Here is a 19,228-nt window from a genome sequence, read left to right on the forward strand (position 1 = left end):
CCGACGACGCCCCTGAATGCGCCAATCAGTCAGCCGCCGGCCAGCGGGCTTAACCAAAGTCAGCGTGCCGCCGCGCCCACCAACCAAGCGCCGGCGAATGGGAATCAGGCGAAAATTGGCTCGGCAGCAGCTAGCGCGGGAATTGTCGCCGGTACAGCTTTTGGCACAAATGCGGGGCTGAGCTTTTCGATGCCTGAACCAGGCAGTCTGATTCAACGGCTCAGCGCGGCTATTCAAAACATTTCGGATAGTTTTGCGAAAGGTGGCGGCAAAGCGGGCGACACGGGCGATTTCAAGTTCCTGCTCAAAGACGAAACCCTGGTGTCGCGTATCGGTCGCGAGTTGAATACCGCCGCGACTGATTTCAAGCGCGATCCCAAGACCTTTGTCGTCGCCACGATCAAAGGCGAAGGCACGAGCAAGCAGCGCCAGCGTTGGTTGTTAAATGGCATGGCTGGCGCCGTGATCACCTATTCATTCATCTTCTTCCTTATTCCCGCCATCCTGTTTTTGCTGGGCGTCAAAAAGATCGAAGCCGTCGAAGCGAAGAGGGATGAGCCGTTGGAAATGCTGGCCGAACTCACAGCGATGCCGAAGGACACGAACAAGCCGAAATCGGCGGATAAGGCCCTCGGTAGCAAACCGATTCCGAAGAAATCCGCCGGCGGTGGCGGCGGCGGACGCGAACAACCCACGCCGCCCAGCAAAGGCCGCCCACCGCTGATGGCCTTGACGCCGCAAATCATTTTGCCGAACCCCGAACCGCCGAAGATCAAGAATCCTTCGCTGGTTGTGGCTTCGACAATTTATGGCGATCCGAAGTCCATGCCGACTATGAAAGGCCCGATTGGCGATCCGCTGGGCGTGCCCGCACCGCCCTCAAGCGGCCCTGGCAAAGGCGGTGGCATCGGTAGCAGTGATGGCACAGGCGTGGGCAGAGGCCAGGGTGGCGGTCTGGGCGCGGGCCGTGGCGGTAACACCGGCGGCGGCGACATGGATATTGGCGGCGGGCGCGGCATCGAAGAGATGGGCAAGAACGGCGTCGGACGTCCGACCATCCTTTCCCGCGAGAAAGCCAAATACACCGAAGAGGCGCGGCAGAACAAAGTTCAGGGAACGGTGGTGCTGAGCGTCATCTTCACGGCGGATGGCCGCATCACCAATATCCGCACGATCCGCGGCCTGCCCGATGGCTTGACGGAAAAGGCGATTGAGGCGGCACAAAAGATTCGCTTCCAACCCGCCACCAAGAACGGCCAGGCGGTCAGCGTGCGCGGCAATCTGGAATTCACCTTCAACTTGTATTGAAGCACCGCGAACAACAGGCAAAGCAAGAAGGCGGAGTCAAAAGCTCCGCCTTCTTGCTTTGCCTATAAATAACCTACTCAGCCCTGGTGCGGTGCGCCTACAACACAGTTCAGCCTCACTTCGACATTACCCACTCCTCGTTAAAATGCGCGTGCTTGATCGCTTTGCGGCGCTGCTTCTCTTCCGCATCCAACTCGACTTCCTTGCGATTGAGGTGGTAGCTGTAACTGGCGTGCAATGAACTGTCACGCGCCTGAATGATCGAAGGGTAGTGAAACCGTCCGGCTTCCGGCCCAGGCGGGTCATATTCAAGTTGCCGCTTCCATTTCCAAGTCTTGCCTTCATCATCCGAAAGGGCGACCGTTAAGCTGTTTCGTTCGCGTTCGGTGTCGTTATAAATCAGCGCCCAATGGCCATTGCGCAAACCAATCACCTCTGCGCCCGAACCGGGATTCGGCAGTTCGCTGTCAGTGACCGGACTCCAGGTTTCACCGTGATCCCGCGAGGTGCTCTGTTGCAGCCGCTTTGGCGCGGGGCCGTTGTCCCGCATCAACGTGTAAAGTGAGCCATCCTGTTTGCGCACGATGCTGGGCTGAATGTTGCCGCCGCCGATCAACGGCGTACTGGTATGCCAGGTTTGCCCCCAATCATCGCTAATGGCCATCAGTGAAAACGAAAAGCCATCGCTGTAAAGTGGCACGATCAGCCGCTGTTTGCCTGTGGGCAGCGTCAACACAAACGGATGGGCGCGCGTCATCCAGCCCAAACGCCTGGAGAGTTTGTCAGAGGCCAGTTTGCGAATCCGCGCCATATACGCCTGCAACGTTTCGCGCGGTGCCTCAGGGGAGATTGGTTGCTGTTTTTCCCACTCAGCCAACACACGGTTGACGGTTGCTTCAAACTCGGGGCCGGGTGTGACGTGTAAGACCTCTTGCCAATCCCACTGCGGCGGGCCGTCGGCTGAATAGCGCGAGGCGATCTTGTATTTCATCAAGGCCGATTCCCACTGATTGGCCAGGATCGTTGGCCACAGCAGCCACAAGCGCCCGCGCGGGTCTATGAACATCGTGCAGTTCGTATCGGGATAACCAGGCGTATCGGCTAGCGTGAAGCGCGGCGACCATTGCCGGGCGCCTTTGCGTAACCGCGCACCTTCGACGATCACATCATCGGCCGTGCGCTCGCCCGAACCGTGAAACCAGCACACCAACAAATCGCCGTTCGAGCATTCGATGATACTTGAGGCGTGGTTGTGCCAGTGTTCCAGCGGAAAGATCAGTTCGGCGGTGTGAAAGGGGGCGGCGGTACGCGCGGCAGCGGTTGAATTAATGATTCGCAGACAACCGGCGATGAGGGCGAGGCTGCCCAAGCCAAGTAATAGTTTGTTCTTCATTTTGACCTTCTGCTTTTTGAATGTGATGATGTCGCTTGCCCGGCAGTGAATTTCTGGTAACGGCACCCGCCGTGGCTGCGTCATGAAACGTTGAACCTGCTCAACCCGTTACGAAACCAAGCAATTAAATTCAGATCCATGCATCAGGTAAAACTCTATCTTTCGGCGACAACTTTTTTACTACTCACCGCACTCTTCTTTTCCGGCTGCAATAAAAACGAACCGCAAGCTGCCGCTTCAAAGGGTGGTGCGGGGGGTGGTGCAGGCGGAGGCGCAGGCAAAGGCGAAACCTCCAAACAGCCACCCAAAGCAGTCAAGGTAGCCCAAGCCAGCGAACGTTCCATCAATCGCACCGTCGAAGCGCCTGGCGCATTAGCGGCGGATGAACAGGCAACCATTAGTTTTAAGGTGGCGGGCCGCTTGGACAAGTTGCGCGTTGACCTTGGCACGCCCGTCCGGAAAGGTCAAATTATCGCGCAGCTTGAAACGCAAGACTTTCAATCGCGCGTCAATCAGGCCCAAGCGGCCTTGCAACAGGCGCGCGTGCGGCTGGGGCTGCCGCCCGACGGCGACAAGGACGAAATCAATATCGAAAACACAGCGCTCGTGCGCCAAACCCGCGCGCTGCTGGAAGAAGCCAAAAGTAACCTGGACCGCACCAGCCAACTGGTCAAAGAGGGTGTTCAACCGCGTGCCGAATTAGATCGAGTGGAGTCCGGTTATAAAGTCGCCGACAGCCGTTACCAGGACGCCATCGAAGAAGTGCGCAATCGCCAAGCCGTCCTCTTGCAGCGCCGCGCCGAATTACAATCGGCCCGCCAGCAACTGGCCGAAACGACGCTATACGCCCCTTTTGATGGCTCGATCCGCGAGCGCAAAGCGAACATGGGCGAGTATCTGGGGGCTGGCGCCTCTGTCGTCACAGTAGTGCGGCTGCATCCGTTGCGGCTGCGGATTGAAGTGCCCGAACGCGATGCCCAAGGCATTCGGGCCGGACAACCGGTGCGTGTCACAGTGGAAGGCGAATCAGACGTGGCCAGTGGCCGCATCGCCCGCATCAGTCCGGCCATTCAGGAACAAAGCCGCACCCTCATCATTGAAGCCGAAGTTGAAAATCAGCGCGGCAAATTGCGCCCCGGCTCTTTTGCCAAAGCCATTATCCAAACTTCCTCCAGCAACCAGGTCGTCACGGTGCCGCCCGCCGCCGTCGTGACATTTGCCGGGATTCAAAAAGTGTATACGATCAAGGATGGCAAGGCCGTTGAAATCAACGTCGTCGTAGGCCGCCGCGATAATGACTGGGTCGAAATCATCGAAGGTCTAAAGGCCAATGCCACCGTGGTGCTTGCGCCGGGTAATTTAGCTCCCGGCCAGCCTGTCACAATTACGCCCTAGCATCTGGGAAGGCGGATGACCAAGCCGCACAACTTCGTCATTCGCCCACCCTACGCCTAACCTGCGGCAATCCAACCGCACAGACAATCCGCCCTTTTCAAGACCTGCTAGACTTCGCTATAGCTTTCAAGAAAAAGAAATTCTCCCACGAAGCTACACGAAGAAAACACGAAGCAGGATTGCTTTGTATTTCTTTCTTCGTGGATTCTTCGTGTGGCTTCGTGGGGAAAATCATTATCTTGAAATCTATGGCAGCGCCCGGTATGCTGCGCCTGCTTTCGCAGACCTGTCTAAAACCAAGAGAACACCATGAAGGATTTCGCAGCGGACAACCTGGCCGCTCCGTGGCAAGGTTTGCAGGCCCGGTTGTTGCGCCTGGAACATTTGCCAATTGAACCCGCACGCATTGCCCAAGCCGCCGTCACGCTCATCCTGCGCGCCGAACAGTCCGAAGCACAGGCCCTGATTATCAAACGCGCCGAGCATCCGCACGATCCGTGGTCGGGTCATCTGGCGTTGCCGGGCGGGCGCGCCGACGATATTGACGAAGATTTGCTGGCCACGGCGGCGCGCGAAACGCTCGAAGAGATTGGCTTGAACCTGCACGCTGGCGGTCAGTTTCTGGGCCGCCTGCCCAAGCTATCACCGAAAAATCCACGCCTGCCGCAGCTTGAAATCACGCCGTTTGTCGCCCTTGCGCCCGCCGCCTTCAAGCTACAATTCAGCGCCGAAGTCGCGGACGCCTTCTGGATTTCACTGCCGCAACTCAAACAGGAAGGGATGTCCAGCCGCCACACCTGGACGGTGGATGGAGTTGAGCGTGCCTGGCCGGCTTATCCTTCTTCACGCGGCCCGATTTGGGGTATCACGGGCCGCATCCTGAACGACTTCCTAAACCTCTTTGAGTAACGCGCACGATGAATCAGCAACCGCAATCCGCCGCGCCACACCTGATCCGTTCGTTCGGCACCTTGCAAGCCACGGCTTTGAATATGTCGAACATGATCGGCATCGGCCCTTTCCTGACCATCCCGCTTTTGATGACGGCACTGGGCGGGCCGCAGGCATTGCTGGGCTGGCTGATCGCGCTGGTGATCGTCATCCCCGATGGCATGATTTGGAGCGAGTTGGGCGCCATGATGCCGGGGTCGGGCGGCAGTTATGTTTACTTGCGCGAAGGTTTCGGGCGCGAACGCTTCGGGCGGCTAATGGCGTTTCTGTTCATCTGGCAGTTCATTATCAGCGGGCCGATGGAGATCGCTTCCGGATACATCGGCTTCGCGCAATACCTCGGCTACATCTGGCCCAGAGTCCCGCTGCAACTTGTCGTCGTCGTCATCGGCGCGCTCAACATCGCGCTGCTCTATCGCCAGATCACCCACATCGGCAAAATCACCGTCAGTTTGTGGATCGGCACTTTACTCACCACCGGCATCGTGATTCTGACCGGCGTGCTGCATTTCGATCCGAAACTCGCCTTCGACTTTCCACCGGATGCGTTCAAATTCTCGACCGGCTTCCTGTTTGGCCTGGGCGCGGCTTCGCGCATCGGTGTCTATGACTATCTGGGCTATTACGACATCTGCTACATCGGCGAAGAGGTCAAGGAGCCGGGCCGGACGATCCCGCGCTCGATCATCATCAGCGTGATCGCCGTGGCGCTGATTTACATCGCGATCAACTTTTCGATCATCGGCGTCGTGTCGTGGCGTGAGTTCGTGCCCGCCGAGCAAAAGCCCATCGCGCAATTCATCGTCTCGGCGATGATGGAAAAGATTTACGGCAGCAAGATAGCCGTGGCACTGACGCTGATGATTCTCTGGACGGCGTTTGGTTCCTGCTTCGCCTTGCTGCTCGGCTATTCGCGCATTCCCTTTGCGGCAGCGCGCGATGGCTATTTTTTCAAGGTCTTCAGCCGTCTGCATCCCAAGCATAACTTCCCCCACATCTCCCTCTTGGTCATTGGAGTGCTGGCGATTCTCTTCAGCTTCTTTGCGCTGGGCGTGGTGATTGATGCGCTGATTGCAATGCGCATCCTGGTGCAATTTGTCGGGCAACTGTGCGCCGTCATCCTCTTGCGCCGGCAAGCGCCGACGCTCCCGCGCCCTTACAAACTTTGGCTCTATCCCTTGCCCAATCTGGTCGCGCTGCTGGGCTGGCTGTTTATTTTTTCGACTTCGGACGCGCAAATCATCAAGTTCAGCTTTCTAGCGTTGCTCGCGGGAGTCGTTTGTTTTCTGCTCTGGTCGCGCCACGTCCAGCGCTGGCCGTTTCAAGTTTTAACAGAAAACGAACACGCTTGATCGTTTCAAACCGCGATTTGCACTCGCCAGCCGCCACGTCACAGGCTAGAATGACGCGCGTTTATTAACCATACACCTAAACATGAACCAGTCAATCGGGGGAGACGAACTCAAGAACCTATGATGTACAGCCAGCAAGAATATGACATGGTGCGTCGGCAAACGATGCAAATCGAGGCCGAAAAGCGCGCTTTATTGCGGTGGGCTTTGATGGTTGTTTCGGGCGCGTTTGCGCTCTCTTTGTTGCTGCTGGGCTGGATGTATCAGCAATACAGCACCGCCGACGGCAAAGTCGAAGCCGCCGAAACGCGCGCGACCAAAGCTGAATCCGACCTCAAAAAAGTCAGTCAGGAATTGGCGGAGAAGAAAGCGATTCTGGATAAACAGGCCGTGACCGCCGCCCAACAAAATACCACCATCAACAGTCTGATCCCCAAAGCTGTTTCCGGCCTGGCCGGGGACGGCGAATTGGCGGCGCTGGCGCATGCCATATATGACAGCCGTCCCAACCACGTGATTGAACTGCCCCGCATTCCGCCCGACAAGATTTTGCGGCGCTATCGGTTTCGCGTCGGCAATGAAGTCCGCTCTTACGTCCTGATTGCCGGGCTGGTGGATGGGAAATGGCTGCTGTATTCAAACCTGGTTGGCAAAGGTGCGCCGCAAGCCGCTGGCGCGCAATGAACTGATTGAGAGGTCAATCATCAAACACGCGTGAGCAGAAATGCCGCCACAAGCTCAAGCCTGTGGCGGCATTTCTTTTTCGCGCTGCATTGAAATTAGATCTGTTTTCACCTCGGTGGGACGGTACCGCGCGCGTCAGCAAGCGGAGCCTGGGCGGCTCAGCCAACGGCGTAAGCTTGACGCGCCGCTTGCTCACGTGCGCGGTACCGTCCCGGCACAACGCGCGCTCCCGTAAACGCAATTGCAAACCGATCTAGGCGGACGTGACCTTGGCCAACGCTTCATCAATTGTCTTAATCGCAAAGTCGCATTGATCCTGATCAATCACCAGCGGCGGTGACAGACGAATGGTGCTTTGCCCGCAACCCAAGGTAATCAACCCGCGTTGGAAACATTCCAACTCGACTTGGTGCAATGCTTCGACGTGCGGTTCTTTGGTCACGCGGTCTTTGACCAGTTCGATGCCGATCATCAACCCTTTACCACGCACGTCGCCGATGATCGCGTGTTTGTCCATCAATGCTTGCAAGCCTTCGAGCAAATACGCGCCTTGCCGGGCGGCGTTTTCGATCAAGCCATCTTCCAGCAATTCCAACGTCGCCAGCGAAGCCGCAATCGCCACCGGATTACCGCCGAACGTCGAGGCATGCGCGCCCGGTGCCCATTGCATCAGATCGGCGCGCGCAATCGTGGCGCTGAGCGGTAAGCCCGAAGCGATGCCCTTGGCCGAAGTCAGAATGTCAGGCACGAAATCAAAATGCTCAGACGCATACATTTTGCCCGTGCGCCCGAAGCCGGATTGCACTTCATCCGCGATCACCAAGATGTCGTGGCGGTCGGCGATTTCACGCAGCGTTTGCAGGAAAGACGCTGGCGGCACCACATATCCGCCCTCACCTTGAATCGGTTCCAGCACAATCGCCGCGCATTCCTCGGCAGGCACCGTCGTTTTGAAGAGCACGTCTTCAATAACGCGGGCGCAATGCGGCCCTTTGGATTCCAGCGCGCCGCAGGTTTGCTGGGTCAGGTTGTAGGGACAACGATAACAATTCGCATACGGGATATGCGTCACATCCAGCGCCTGCGGGCCAAACCCCGCGCGTTGGCGGGATTTGCTGGCCGTGAGCGAGAGCGCACCCATTGTGCGCCCGTGAAAAGCGCCGAAGAAACCGATGAATTTCTGGCGGCGCGTCGTGTACATCGCCAGCTTCACCGCGCCTTCGACAGCCTCAGCACCGGAGTTGCCAAAATGGACGCGCTTGGGCTGTGGGCCAGGCGCGGCGTTGCTTAACTTTTCGGCCAGCTTCGGCAGGCTCGGAAAGTAATAATCCGCCGTGCAGATGTGCAGGAAGTCATCCACCTGTTTTTTGATCGCCTCTACGACATGCGGATGCGAATGGCCGGTCGAACAGACGGCGACCCCGGCGTTGAAATCCAGGAAGAGATTGCCGTCCACATCTTCGATCATTGCGCCCTTGCCGCGTTTGATGACGAGCGGGTATGGGCGCGTATAGGACGGCGAGATAAATTGATTGTCGTATGCGACAACCTGTCGGGCGAGGGGGCCAGGCAGCGGCGTTTGAATGACAGGCAATTTTGCGCTTTCGAGTTCGAGTTTGGTTGCGAGCATGATTGATACCTCCTACGGCAAATGGGCCAACAGCTCGTGTAGAGCCGCTGACCTGTAAATCTGATCCAATTCCGAAGATGGGATGCCGGTGGCGAGCAGATCGGTGTTAGTCCGCGAAGAGATTTTTACGGGAGAGGAGGGGAACGTGTTTGGAAAGATAGTTAGTCAACTTCATTCTTTGGCGTGTCTGACAATTTCTGCCCGCACCACGGGATGTTGTGCGTACCTGTAACCAACCTGACTTTTCATTTCTTCACAGCCATAGGTCGTCTTATGCCAACGATCACTTGCGCCGCCAACGCAACCCGTCTTTCGTATCTTCCAGAAGGATGCCTAACTCGGTCAATTGATTCCGAAGCTCATCGGCGCGCGCGAAATTCTTGCTCTTGCGCGCCGCCTGCCGCTCGTCAATCAACGCCTGAATCTCGGAATCAAGCAGCTCGTGTTTCACTTCGCCAAAGATATTGAGGACGGAGTCGAGACGCTCAACCAAGGCCAATAAAGCCGCTTGATCGCTCGCCTTGACACTGCCTTGCGCCAGCGCCGTATTGGTTTCGCGCACGAAGTCATGCAGCGCGGCCAACGCTTCCGGCACATTCAAATCATCATCCAGCGCAGCTTCAAAGCGCCGTTGCGTGCGTTCGACCAAAGCTGCTAGCGCAGCAGTTGCGCCCAACTCCGACTTCGCTTCGGTCAGCCGTCGTTTGAAATCATGCAGCCGCTCAATCGTGCTTTCAGCGCCGCGCAATCCTTCCAGCGTAAAATTGAATTGCTTTTGATGTTGCGCCGTCAACAGCAAATACCGAATCGCGCGCGGCGTAAAGCCCTGTTTGATCAGATCGCGCACGGTGTAGTAGTTCCCTTTCGACTTCGACATCTTTTCGCCTTCGGCCAACAGGAACTCTGAATGCACCCAATACCGCACGAAAGGCTTGCCCGTCGCGCCTTCGGATTGCGCAATCTCGTTTTCGTGATGCGGAAACACCAAATCAATGCCACCCGCGTGAATGTCAAAGGTCTCGCCCAGCGCTTTCATGGACATCGCCGAACATTCGATGTGCCAGCCCGGACGGCCTTTGCCCAGGGCTGTTTCCCAAAATGGCTCGCCTTCTTTGGCGGCTTTCCAGAGCACAAAATCCCGCGCGTTCTCTTTCGCTTCGTATTCATCAGCATCAACCCGCTCGCTGGCGCCGGTCAGGTTGCCCTCGAAATTCATCTTGGAAAGCTTGCCATAACCGGGAAAGGTATTGATGCGGAAATACGTCGAGCCGTCGGAATCGTAGGTGTGCCCATTGGCAGCCAGGCGTTGGATGATGTCTATCATTTCCGGAATGTGATCGGTAGCACGCAAAATTTCTTCAGGACGTTCAGCTCCCAAAGCGTCGAAATCTTCAAAGAAGCGCGCCGTGTAATCGTCAGTGTATTCGCGCAGCGACTGCTTTTTCTCGATGGCCTTTTTGATAATCTTGTCATCCACATCGGTGATGTTCATGACGTGTTGCACGGCGAAGCCTTTGTATTTCAAATACCGCCGCAATAGGTCAGCGAAGAGGAACGTGCGAAAGTTACCGATGTGCGCATAATCGTGCACTGTCGGCCCGCACACATACATGCGCGCCGTGGGTGGCGTGAGTGGCTGAAATTCTTCGACTTGCCCGGTCAGTGTGTTATGCAACTTGAGCATTCAGAAACCTTTTTGATGAGTAAAATCAGTCCGTTTATTCAAAGCGCAGGCAGTTTATTGAAGCTTTCTTGAGCTTGTCAAACTCCATAATTTCTTTCTACACAAGCGCCAAAAACAAGAATGCCTTGCTCGCGGTGAGCACGAGCAAGGCATTGGCGCATCACAAATCACCTAGCAGAAGTTACTGCACTCTCATCACCCGTTCCGCTTGTTTACCTTTGGGACCATTGACAAGTTCGTACTCGACCACGGTACCCTCGTCGAGCGTTTTGAAGCCGTCCATATCAATTGCCGAATAGTGGACGAAAACGTCGCCGCCGCCGTCATCGGGTGGTTCGATAAAACCGTAGCCTTTGGCGTTATTGAACCATTTAACTTTGCCTTGTTTCTTTTCTGCCATGGTGAGTAATTACCTCCTGGTTGCGATGGAACGAGCTACGCACAGCCCGTCAAGTTACTAACATCCCGCTTGCTCAGTGCTCTCGCTTTACTGCCGTAGCTGCTTAGCTAGCCGCTGGTGAAGTTGACGCCTGTAGTACGCGGGGGCAAACGACTCCTGTTCACGCTCCGGTGGGCGAAGACAAAAGCCGTGCTCGAAGCTGAAGAGTTAAGCTTCAGCTTCCAGCACGGCCTTCAATTGACACCAGGATAAATAACCACAAAACGCACTACTTCTACGCTCTTCATTACAGCTTTAACGGTAAAGCATCTGATTTTCGTTTGAGTTGCGCCTGACACGGCGCGGCGGTCGAACGGGCGGCATACTACTGACGCATCAAGAACCTGTCAAGAGGCGCAATGAATTTCAGCTAAGAAAATCAAGGGTTTTAAGCAATTTCTCTTGATTGATTCAAGCGCGGCGGCCACTTGCACTCGCTCTGTATCGATTGCTTCGATAAATAGGCCTCGCGTGTAATGACATAATAGCGCGTTGCCAATTCGTTTGCCTCTGTCACTGCGATCCACAAGGCATGCAAATAAGCTAACTTGGATGGAGCAAATGGCAGCAATTCTAAGCGGGCGGTTACAAGACGAGGCATCTAACCCTGCTTTCAATCCATCGGGGCCTAAAAAAAAACGCGGTGGGTATCGCAAGGATACCCACCGCACCAAGGGCTTTGCTGGGATGAAAACGTAGTATATGAAAAGGGTCAGATTATCTGTAAAGCTTGTTTTGAAATTGATGAAGAGCGATTTGATAATGGCAATTTCAATGCCGCGACAAAATTGTTATGGCACACAATGATTTCAAAGGGGATTTCTGGCTTCCGCGCGACTCTCCGCTTCATCATTCATTCAGTCAGATGGATTTTCATCCATTTTTTCGTATGCACTCGCGCTGTAAGTTGACGTTGCAAACGCAACAAGCCGGCGTGGCAAGGCTACGAATAACAAACACAACCTTGCCCCTCGGCCAATCAGTCGAAATGCCTCGTTGGATTATTTTTTGAGCTTTGGCCAATTACCATTGGCCTTTTCAATCCAACCTGGAATGTCTTGCTCCCACATCTTCTGCACATTTTTGTCATAGTTGAGATAGAGCTTCCCTGCCACGATCTTCCAGGCTTCAGGATCAATGTTTGCCGTATAGCCGTGGCCGACCGCCCAGGCGCAATACCCGCCATATTGTGGAGCGTACTGCTCCGGGTTCTTGACGAATTCGTCGCGATTGGCGGTGTCGGCGAAATACCATTTAGCCCCCATCCAATCGTGGCGAAACTCGTCTTTACCTTTGACCGCACGGCCTTCTTTGAAATACGCCACCGTGTCGTAGCCTTTCAGCGCGGTGCCAAAAACGTTCTTGTTGACCGGGTCAACGACCGCTAGCCCAATGCCCAGCGGCAATACCGCAAACGCGGCCACTGCCAAAGCGAAGCGTTTTAACCAATCATTGCTTTTCAACATGCGAATTCCTTCTCCTCTTAGTAAAAGAGCGCGGCTGCGACACCGCGCTCGTCTATGCATCGTTTGTGCTTTCACCCGCGACTCACACGCCGTAAATCATCCGCGCCAGCGTCTTTATTCCCCGCTCCGCTGAATCAATTTCATCACAGCCCAGCAAGCCAATCTTCCTAGTTCATAAGCCGCCAGAAAATGAAACCACCGAAGCAACGAAGCGCACGAAGCGCGGAGCAGGAAGGAGAAGACAGCAAGGATCACGCTTTTTGGCTTCCTTACTTATATGTTTTGTTCGCCATAAAAGTGTTGTTCGCCATAAATCCTTTGCGGGTTGTCCGCCACATTTTCGCCGCGTCAGCGGCGGCTGACTTTAGCCGTGGGCGCAACCCACGGAGAACGCCGTTGAGATTTCCGCGTCGCGTCAGCGACGCCTGAATTCAAGCGTCGCTGACGCGACGCGGAAACTATCGCTATCCTTCCCGGCGTTGAAAACGCCGGGCTAAAGTCAGCCGCCGCTCACGCGGCGCAGAGGTAGCAATGAACTCTTAACGAATTTACGGCGGGCAGTATTTTGCCCCCTTCGTTGCTTCGTGCTGAACTTTCTTTGTTTTGCAAGCGATCAGATCGTTATGCGCAGCATTCAGATGACCCCAGACCAAGCACAAGCGGCATTGAACACTGTTTAAGTCGCTCCCCATAATGTCCAGGCCAGTCCATCTCTCGCTCAGCTCGCTCCGTACCGTGTATTGGCTGCGGCGCGCACGGTTCAAGATGTTCCATACCGTGCGCAACACGCCTTCAACTCTCCTCCAGACGCTTCGTACCGGCAAAAATCCGCTTGTTTTCTGCCACCGGTCGAGTAAAATCCGCTCCGTTATCAGCATACAAGCCCCAAGTTCTCTGTGACAGCAGTTTATCCAGCGCGTAAGTGACGCAAACTCAGTCCCGACTTCAACCGCCGCGTTGCCTGCGCCTGTGAGATTCGTTTTCGGCCACCCATCAATCAACCATATTCAGCAAAGGAGCAATAACATGGGTAGCATTACCACCAAACGTTATGAGATGTTGAAACGCACGCGCGATTTCGGCATTGCACAAACCACCGCCTTCCCCGAGGGCAGCTTCGGCAAGGAACTCCTTGCCACCGTCGCCCAAGTCATCGCGGAATTGGACAATCACAGCACCAGTCAATCCTCCGGCAAAGGCGCAGCCCAAAGCATTACCGCCACCAAAGCGGCCCTCCGCGAGGATTTGCGCGAACTGATTCTGGCGATCAACCGCACGGCACGCGTGCTGGCCTTTGAAACGCCGGGTTTGGAGAACCAATTCCGGCTGCCGCGCGGCACCAACGACCAGGCCCTGCTCAACGCCGCGCGCGCCTTTGCCGCCGACGCCGCGCCGCTCAAGGCCGCCTTCCTGAAACACGAAATGCCAGCGGATTTCATCGAGCGGCTCACCCAACTCATCGCCGATTTTGAAAAGGTCTCGACCGAAAAAGCCAGCGCCGTCGGCGCGCACGTCCCGGCCAAAATCGCCATGGATGAAACCGTCGCCCGTGGCCTGCAAGCCGTCCGCCAACTGGACGTCGTCATCCGCAACAAGTTCAACGGCGACCCGGCCATGCTGGCGAATTGGACGCGCGCCAGCCATGTCGCCTATCGCACCCGCAACAACACGCCAGAGCCGCCGCCGGACGATCCCCACAAACCACCGACGCCTAATTCATAAGCGGGCATCGAACCAGCCAGACGCAAGGGCGGATTTCGCCATCCGCGACGTAGTCCGCTCGCCACATAACCCGATAGTTGTTGCGCGATCAACCCTGAGCATCGCCGCGATTTCCAATCTGGCAGGCTTCAGCGACCAGAGCTATTTTGACAAACGCTTTGCCGCGTGAATATCGGGCGATGCTTAAAACATAGCCCTAAGAGCTATACAGTTAAGAAGTGGGGCAAGCCGGATTGGACAACCCAATATGCGAATCTTCAAGAACAAATGGTGGTAGTGGATCAATGGGGAGAGAGCCAAGCCGCAGATCAACGCCGACCAACGCCGATTAATTCAATTGACGAACAGGTTTGATCTGCGTTTTCAGCGTTCATCTGCGGCAAGACCTCTCCTCTTTGAGCCATCACCCAAATGGTTTGCCAAATTTGCCCGCAATGAATGGATAAGCGATGCAAAACTGCGCAAGGTCGTGAAAGAAGCCGAGCAAGGAAATATTGACGCCGACTATGGCGGCGGTGTCATCAAACAGAGGATTGCCCGGCCCCACCAGGGAAAATCCGGCGGCTATCGGTCAATCATCTATTATCGCCAGGCAGACAAGGCTTTTTTCGTCTATGGCTGGTCGAAAAGCGCGCGGGAGAACATTGACGAAGACGAGGAAAAAGAGTTCAAAAGACAGGCGAAAATCACATTCGCCTTGAACGACGAACAGATTTTGAAACTGCTTGAAAACGGAACCTGGCAGGAGGTGAATTACCATGAAGAAAGCTAAGACATACAAAAGTGAGGCCTTCGCGGCGATCCATGAAACGGCTGTCGGCATGTACGATGCTGGCGTCATAGATAAGCAGACGATGCGGAGTTTCGACCATACTTGCTTGACACCCATCCATGAGTTCACCGCCGAACAAATCCGCGCGTTGCGCGAACGCGAAGAAGTGAGCCAGTCGGTTTTTGCGCGCTATCTGAACGTGACGAAGGATTACGTCAGCAAGTGGGAGCGCGGCGAAAAGAAGCTCGCCGGCCCTTCCTTGAAGTTACTGTCACTGATCGAAAAACACGGCCTGGCAGCCATTGCGTAAAAGGCTCGCCAATAAATTCGGGAACGAACCATGCCACGACACCGCCCATTCCCCGACAACCACCGACGCCCAATTCATAACCCGGCGTCGAACCAAGCAGACGGGATGGCGGAGTGAGTTGAAAAAGAGACTGGCTCGCTCCGCCGATTTTGCCGCGCATTCATTGTTAAATTGCACAGGCCCAGGTAAAGTCACGCTGTTTTTTGGACGATTTGGTTAATGTGAGTTTGCTTTGTGGGAGCGAATGACAAGGATTAAGAAACGACGTAAGAAGAGAGCCGTGGTGAGGGCATCAACGCCATAAACGGCCTTATCAGCCGCGAAATTTACTGTGTATAGTTGACGTAGTTTGATTGGCATTGGCATTCTTATTCGCATTAAGATTAGCGTTCACTCGCGCCCGCTATTGTACTTTGCCAAGGGCGTAGTCTTCGGTTTCCCAGCAGCAACGGGCGCATTTCGTAATCGTCACAGCACAATAGGAGTCCAGAATCTTTACTGCCGGTCACGCTGGAAAAGGTTTTACTGGTCAATAGAGTAATTCTGACCAATAGGCGATGTCCGCATGTTCACAAATTTATTCGACAACATTGCTATCAAGGTTCAATGACACACAAGGTTCGGGAAACAAAAGTTTCTGATAACGCCAGCTTCTTGGTTTCTGGTACCAGAAACTGTTTCTGATAGCTCAAACAAGTTTGTGTTATCAGAAACCTCGCGTAGCAACCTAATTACATGTTAGGCGCTGAGGAACGCGATAGAACCGAAAGGCCGAGTAGTTACGCGTGAAGGTGATATATCAAGACATGCAGCTCATCTATGTTCGTGTAGCGGAAAGGATGGTGAAATAATAATGCAATCAATGAACGTTAAAAATGCCGTTTGTGGAGTGATGTTGGCCTTACTAGCTAGCGTAATAGCGTTGCCAATGGTCAAGAGGCAGACTGACGGCAGAGACATTATTCCGGGAAGTCAAAAGCCTTCACCTGCGCCTACACCAAACCCAAAATCTGCTGCTGATACAATCGAGTTTGTACGGATTCCAGCGGGCGAGTTCATGATGGGTTCAGATAATAGGGATGTAAACGGTCAAATTCCCGCTTTATATGAGCTGTTGCATGAGAGCCCAGTGCATCTAGTACGGATCAGCCGCAGCTTTGAGCTGGGGAAGTATGAGGTGACACAGTCCCAGTGGGAAGCAGTGATGGGGAACAATCCGAGCCATTTCAAAGGCGCGAACTTGCCGGTAGAGAACGTGTCATGGGAGGATGTGGAGCAGTTTATTCAGAAAATGAATAAGCGGAATGATGGATACACCTATCGGCTGCCAACGGAATCGGAATGGGAGTATGCCGCACGCGCCGGATCGAAAGGAAAGTACAGCTTCGGTGATGATGAAACTCGGCTCAGCGAGTACGCTTGGTATGGTGAAACCCTAGTCGGCAAGACTCATCCCGTCGGGCAGAAGAAACCGAATGACTGGGGCTTGTACGATATGTACGGGAATGTGTGGGAGTGGGTGCAAGATTGGATGGACTGGTATTCAGCCTATCCGACGGGGCCAGTGACTGATCCGTCGGGACCGCCAGGGCCGATTTATTACAAGATGCAACGTGGTGGCAGTTGGGGTGCCCCGGCTCAGTATTGTCGATCAGCGTCACGCCACGCCGTCCGGCCCGAAAACCGTGGCAATGTTATTGGTTTTCGCCTCGCGAGGACGACAAAGTAGGGCTTTGCGCTTCTCTCTCCCGAACTTGGCAACTAAGTCGTTTGGGCGATCAGCATAGATGTCTTATGGCGGAAACTGCGCCTAACACCCGATGCACCGGAGGCCGGCCAACGGGGGCTTCGACAATCACCAACATCTCAGGCCGTCCCCGGTGATCGTGGCCGTTCGGCATAAACTTTGATTACTCAAGAGGTGAACATTCATGATTACCAACTACAAAGGAGAGACTTACATTGAGAAATTTCAAGCAGAGTAACCTATCGCTTCTCCCCCTGCTCGTCAGCGCACTTTGCATGTTGTATGGCGTGCAATCCTTCGCGCAGAAGACTCCGACACTGAAGTCTAAAGAGTTGGCAGTACTAACCGGTACTTTTACGGGAGAATGGGCCATGTATGGCGTTGATGAACGTGGACAGGTGATCAGGCGGATGGCCTGGACTGATACGATCAAGGCTGAGAATCTGATGGTGCAGGAAGAGCGTGCCTATGTTTCAACCACAGATGAGATGATTTTTGAAGGGGGCAAAGTACCGCCAATGAAAGTTCAGGGAACAGAAGGGTATTTCCTGAACAAAGACGGAAGCCTGGGAGACTATTTCATCGAATCCATGGGGCAAACCTACCGTGTACGCAAAATCGAGGAGAAGGTCTGGACCTATACCATGAACGCTTCCCCACAGGAACTTGCGCGGCTGGGATTTATTGAGGTGATTTCCGCACGCCACGTTATTGTCAAGATTGTTACGCAGGAAGACGGCAAGGAGACGCATAGAATTTCAAGGCTGACAACAGTTAATTGGAAAGATAAAGAAGGGAAAACGAGGTGGTTACAGTATATTAGTCTGCAAGGCTTTCATCAGCGACAGTAAGCGCCTATCAAAGACCTGCCGAACAACCCGTGCACCGGAGCGTGGCCAACGGCGGTTGTGGTTACTTCCAACGTCACAGGCCACGCCCGGTGAACGGGTTGTTAGGTGAACCGGTCAGAATCCCTCTATTGACCAGTTCGCCGCGCAATGCGCGCGTGAAATCAACGGCTTAGTGGTGGTTGTCGTCGCCAGATTTTTCCGTCTTTTGACCAATTGGGCTTTTTCGTCGTTGGCTGTCCGGTCGCCGTTCAGATGAAGCGTGAACAGCGACGAAAGTCAAAAAGCTGACGCCGCCTTGATCCGGAGTTCGGTCGTATAAAAGAGTCATCTATAACAACAGACATGCAAATCTTAGGGGCTCTGCCTTGCCGCCCAATCCTCAAATGAAATTAAACTTCCGCCATCAAAAACCTCTATCTTGTAAACCGGATGGATTTCCCACACGGCTCTGCGCAAAGGGTTCCCGCTGCCGGGCGTGGCATTGCACGGCGTAGGCTTATGACTGCCATCGAAGAAAAGTTGGCCGGTGAGGCGCACGCGCAAGCCTTTGACGGGCAGCGGTTTTGTCACGTGCGGCTTGGTGCAAGTATTGGAATCGAAACGCTCCCAGACCGCCGGGCGGAAGTGCGGGATGATTTCCGCCGTGACGCTCGAACATTCGCGTGACGTGGCGGTTTGACCGAGCGCAACGTGAATATCGTTCCACTCCAACAACGAGTTTTTGCAGTTGACGCCCTCCCCGCCAAAGCCGAACGGGAAGGTATCATCGTGCTTGGCGTCCAAAACAAATGCCTCCAACGTGACCAGATCGCCTTCGCTCAACGTGATGGCGCTCCCGTTCGCATCCTGCGTTGCAATTCCGTGCAACTTCGCCCGATCACTCGGTTGCGGCGGCCCGGTTGATCCATAACTGATTTGGTGGCTGAGCACCAACCGGTCAACGGCTCGTTGCAACTTGTCAAAGGAAGCGAAGCTCAGTTGTACGGGCGTGCCGGTCGCGCACAAATTATTCTTGATCCTGTTTTGTGCCTTGTCGGACGCTCTGGTGGCGCAGCCTTCAATGGGACATTGCGCATCAACTTCGTGACTCACTTCATTTTGGAACGGTAGCGTACAACCCGCCTCGAATCTTTCATTGATCGTGCAGTGGGAAGGATTCGTGGGCGGATTATCACCGCAATGAGACTGGGCGGCTTGTACTCGCTTGCTTACTTTTCGAACTATTTTCTTTTTGGTTGGGTTCGGCTTGGGTTGTATTTTTTTAGCGGCGTAGGTGGTCGGTTGCGGCGCAGCGCCGACAGCGTTCAGCCGTGCGTCGGCGAACAACAGAGTCAACCAAAGCGAACAGCAAAGGTGACATCCGAGTTTCATTAGGCCTCCTTTTTTTGGCGTCGGTCGGTGGAGTTGCTTTGAACTCACAAGCAAAGGAATCGAAGGTTGCGGAATCAGGACAACCGCGCGGTTACTCTAGGTCTCACAATCGCCGCTGTCAATTTTTCTCGGAAAGTGTTGGGCGATGCGCCA

Annotated in this window: 16 protein-coding genes; 10 read left to right on the top strand and 6 right to left on the bottom strand. The window is 54.7% G+C overall.

The window, feature by feature from the left end:
* Nucleotides 1–189: 189 nt before the first annotated feature.
* Complete coding sequence (locus tag HY011_17205) at nt 190–1,308, top strand: energy transducer TonB (GenBank protein ID MBI3424674.1); 1,119 nt, start codon at nt 190–192, stop codon at nt 1,306–1,308.
* 115 nt (nt 1,309–1,423) lie between these two features.
* On the opposite strand, the gene HY011_17210 is transcribed toward HY011_17205, so the two are convergent.
* On the bottom strand, nt 1,424–2,701 hold the full coding sequence (locus HY011_17210; GenBank protein ID MBI3424675.1) for an exo-alpha-sialidase: 1,278 nt from the start codon (nt 2,699–2,701) through the stop codon (nt 1,424–1,426).
* A 138-nt stretch (nt 2,702–2,839) separates the two neighbouring features.
* On the opposite strand from HY011_17210, the gene HY011_17215 reads away from it, so the two are divergent.
* From HY011_17215 to HY011_17230, 4 genes are all read left to right on the top strand, one after another.
* Nucleotides 2,840–4,096 carry an efflux RND transporter periplasmic adaptor subunit gene (locus HY011_17215; protein ID MBI3424676.1) on the top strand — a complete coding sequence of 419 codons (1,257 nt, stop codon included), beginning with the start codon at nt 2,840–2,842 and terminating at the stop codon, nt 4,094–4,096.
* A gap of 309 nt (nt 4,097–4,405) precedes the next feature.
* Nucleotides 4,406–5,005 (top strand): CoA pyrophosphatase, encoded by a 600-nt coding sequence (locus HY011_17220; GenBank protein ID MBI3424677.1) that lies wholly within the window; start codon nt 4,406–4,408, stop codon nt 5,003–5,005.
* 8 nt (nt 5,006–5,013) lie between these two features.
* Complete coding sequence (locus HY011_17225; GenBank protein ID MBI3424678.1) at nt 5,014–6,399, top strand: amino acid permease; 1,386 nt, start codon at nt 5,014–5,016, stop codon at nt 6,397–6,399.
* 147 nt (nt 6,400–6,546) lie between these two features.
* Entirely contained in the window at nt 6,547–7,083 is a 537-nt protein-coding gene (locus tag HY011_17230; GenBank protein MBI3424679.1) for a hypothetical protein, read from the top strand.
* Between the two features lie 253 nt (nt 7,084–7,336).
* On the opposite strand, the gene HY011_17235 is transcribed toward HY011_17230, so the two are convergent.
* From HY011_17235 to HY011_17250, 4 genes are all read right to left on the bottom strand, one after another.
* The gene (locus HY011_17235) at nt 7,337–8,713 is read right to left on the bottom strand and encodes an acetyl ornithine aminotransferase family protein (protein MBI3424680.1); all 1,377 of its coding nucleotides are present in this window, start codon (nt 8,711–8,713) and stop codon (nt 7,337–7,339) included.
* A gap of 283 nt (nt 8,714–8,996) precedes the next feature.
* Nucleotides 8,997–10,397: a cysteine--tRNA ligase gene (locus tag HY011_17240; GenBank protein ID MBI3424681.1), complete on the bottom strand. Its 1,401-nt coding sequence runs from the start codon at nt 10,395–10,397 to the stop codon at nt 8,997–8,999.
* 181 nt (nt 10,398–10,578) lie between these two features.
* Nucleotides 10,579–10,797 carry a cold shock domain-containing protein gene (locus HY011_17245; protein ID MBI3424682.1) on the bottom strand — a complete coding sequence of 73 codons (219 nt, stop codon included), beginning with the start codon at nt 10,795–10,797 and terminating at the stop codon, nt 10,579–10,581.
* A 1,040-nt stretch (nt 10,798–11,837) separates the two neighbouring features.
* Nucleotides 11,838–12,302: a YHS domain protein gene (locus tag HY011_17250; protein MBI3424683.1), complete on the bottom strand. Its 465-nt coding sequence runs from the start codon at nt 12,300–12,302 to the stop codon at nt 11,838–11,840.
* A 1,026-nt stretch (nt 12,303–13,328) separates the two neighbouring features.
* Here HY011_17250 and HY011_17255 point away from each other — a divergent pair.
* From HY011_17255 to HY011_17275, 5 genes are all read left to right on the top strand, one after another.
* A complete protein-coding gene (locus HY011_17255) occupies nt 13,329–14,024 on the top strand; it encodes a hypothetical protein (protein MBI3424684.1) in 696 nt (231 codons plus the stop codon).
* A 355-nt stretch (nt 14,025–14,379) separates the two neighbouring features.
* A complete protein-coding gene (locus tag HY011_17260; GenBank protein ID MBI3424685.1) occupies nt 14,380–14,796 on the top strand; it encodes a type II toxin-antitoxin system RelE/ParE family toxin in 417 nt (138 codons plus the stop codon).
* On the top strand, nt 14,783–15,106 hold the full coding sequence (locus HY011_17265) for a DNA-binding transcriptional regulator (protein ID MBI3424686.1): 324 nt from the start codon (nt 14,783–14,785) through the stop codon (nt 15,104–15,106). Before HY011_17260 ends, HY011_17265 begins: the two co-directional genes overlap by 14 nt.
* An 853-nt stretch (nt 15,107–15,959) precedes the next feature.
* Nucleotides 15,960–16,835 carry a formylglycine-generating enzyme family protein gene (locus HY011_17270; protein MBI3424687.1) on the top strand — a complete coding sequence of 292 codons (876 nt, stop codon included), beginning with the start codon at nt 15,960–15,962 and terminating at the stop codon, nt 16,833–16,835.
* Between the two features lie 233 nt (nt 16,836–17,068).
* On the top strand, nt 17,069–17,704 hold the full coding sequence (locus tag HY011_17275; protein ID MBI3424688.1) for a hypothetical protein: 636 nt from the start codon (nt 17,069–17,071) through the stop codon (nt 17,702–17,704).
* A 351-nt stretch (nt 17,705–18,055) separates the two neighbouring features.
* Here HY011_17275 and HY011_17280 read toward each other — a convergent pair whose 3' ends face one another.
* Nucleotides 18,056–19,123: a hypothetical protein gene (locus tag HY011_17280; protein ID MBI3424689.1), complete on the bottom strand. Its 1,068-nt coding sequence runs from the start codon at nt 19,121–19,123 to the stop codon at nt 18,056–18,058.
* Nucleotides 19,124–19,228: the final 105 nt, after the last annotated feature.

It is taken from the genome of Acidobacteriota bacterium (assembly GCA_016196035.1).
In the GTDB taxonomy this organism is placed as follows: domain Bacteria; phylum Acidobacteriota; class Blastocatellia; order RBC074; family RBC074; genus JACPYM01.

What these genes read in the sequence shown, in the direction of transcription:
- HY011_17255 (MBI3424684.1), top strand. Translation starts at nt 13,329, where the DNA reads ATGGGTAGCATTACCACCAAACGTTATGAGATGTTGAAACGCACGCGC.
- HY011_17265 (MBI3424686.1), top strand. Translation starts at nt 14,783, where the DNA reads ATGAAGAAAGCTAAGACATACAAAAGTGAGGCCTTCGCGGCGATCCAT.
- HY011_17205 (MBI3424674.1), top strand. Translation starts at nt 190, where the DNA reads ATGCCTGAACCAGGCAGTCTGATTCAACGGCTCAGCGCGGCTATTCAA.
- HY011_17220 (MBI3424677.1), top strand. Translation starts at nt 4,406, where the DNA reads ATGAAGGATTTCGCAGCGGACAACCTGGCCGCTCCGTGGCAAGGTTTG.
- HY011_17235 (MBI3424680.1), bottom strand. Translation starts at nt 8,713, where the DNA reads ATGCTCGCAACCAAACTCGAACTCGAAAGCGCAAAATTGCCTGTCATT.
- HY011_17230 (MBI3424679.1), top strand. Translation starts at nt 6,547, where the DNA reads ATGGTGCGTCGGCAAACGATGCAAATCGAGGCCGAAAAGCGCGCTTTA.
- HY011_17210 (MBI3424675.1), bottom strand. Translation starts at nt 2,701, where the DNA reads ATGAAGAACAAACTATTACTTGGCTTGGGCAGCCTCGCCCTCATCGCC.
- HY011_17215 (MBI3424676.1), top strand. Translation starts at nt 2,840, where the DNA reads ATGCATCAGGTAAAACTCTATCTTTCGGCGACAACTTTTTTACTACTC.
- HY011_17225 (MBI3424678.1), top strand. Translation starts at nt 5,014, where the DNA reads ATGAATCAGCAACCGCAATCCGCCGCGCCACACCTGATCCGTTCGTTC.
- HY011_17250 (MBI3424683.1), bottom strand. Translation starts at nt 12,302, where the DNA reads ATGTTGAAAAGCAATGATTGGTTAAAACGCTTCGCTTTGGCAGTGGCC.
- HY011_17245 (MBI3424682.1), bottom strand. Translation starts at nt 10,797, where the DNA reads ATGGCAGAAAAGAAACAAGGCAAAGTTAAATGGTTCAATAACGCCAAA.
- HY011_17240 (MBI3424681.1), bottom strand. Translation starts at nt 10,397, where the DNA reads ATGCTCAAGTTGCATAACACACTGACCGGGCAAGTCGAAGAATTTCAG.
- HY011_17270 (MBI3424687.1), top strand. Translation starts at nt 15,960, where the DNA reads ATGCAATCAATGAACGTTAAAAATGCCGTTTGTGGAGTGATGTTGGCC.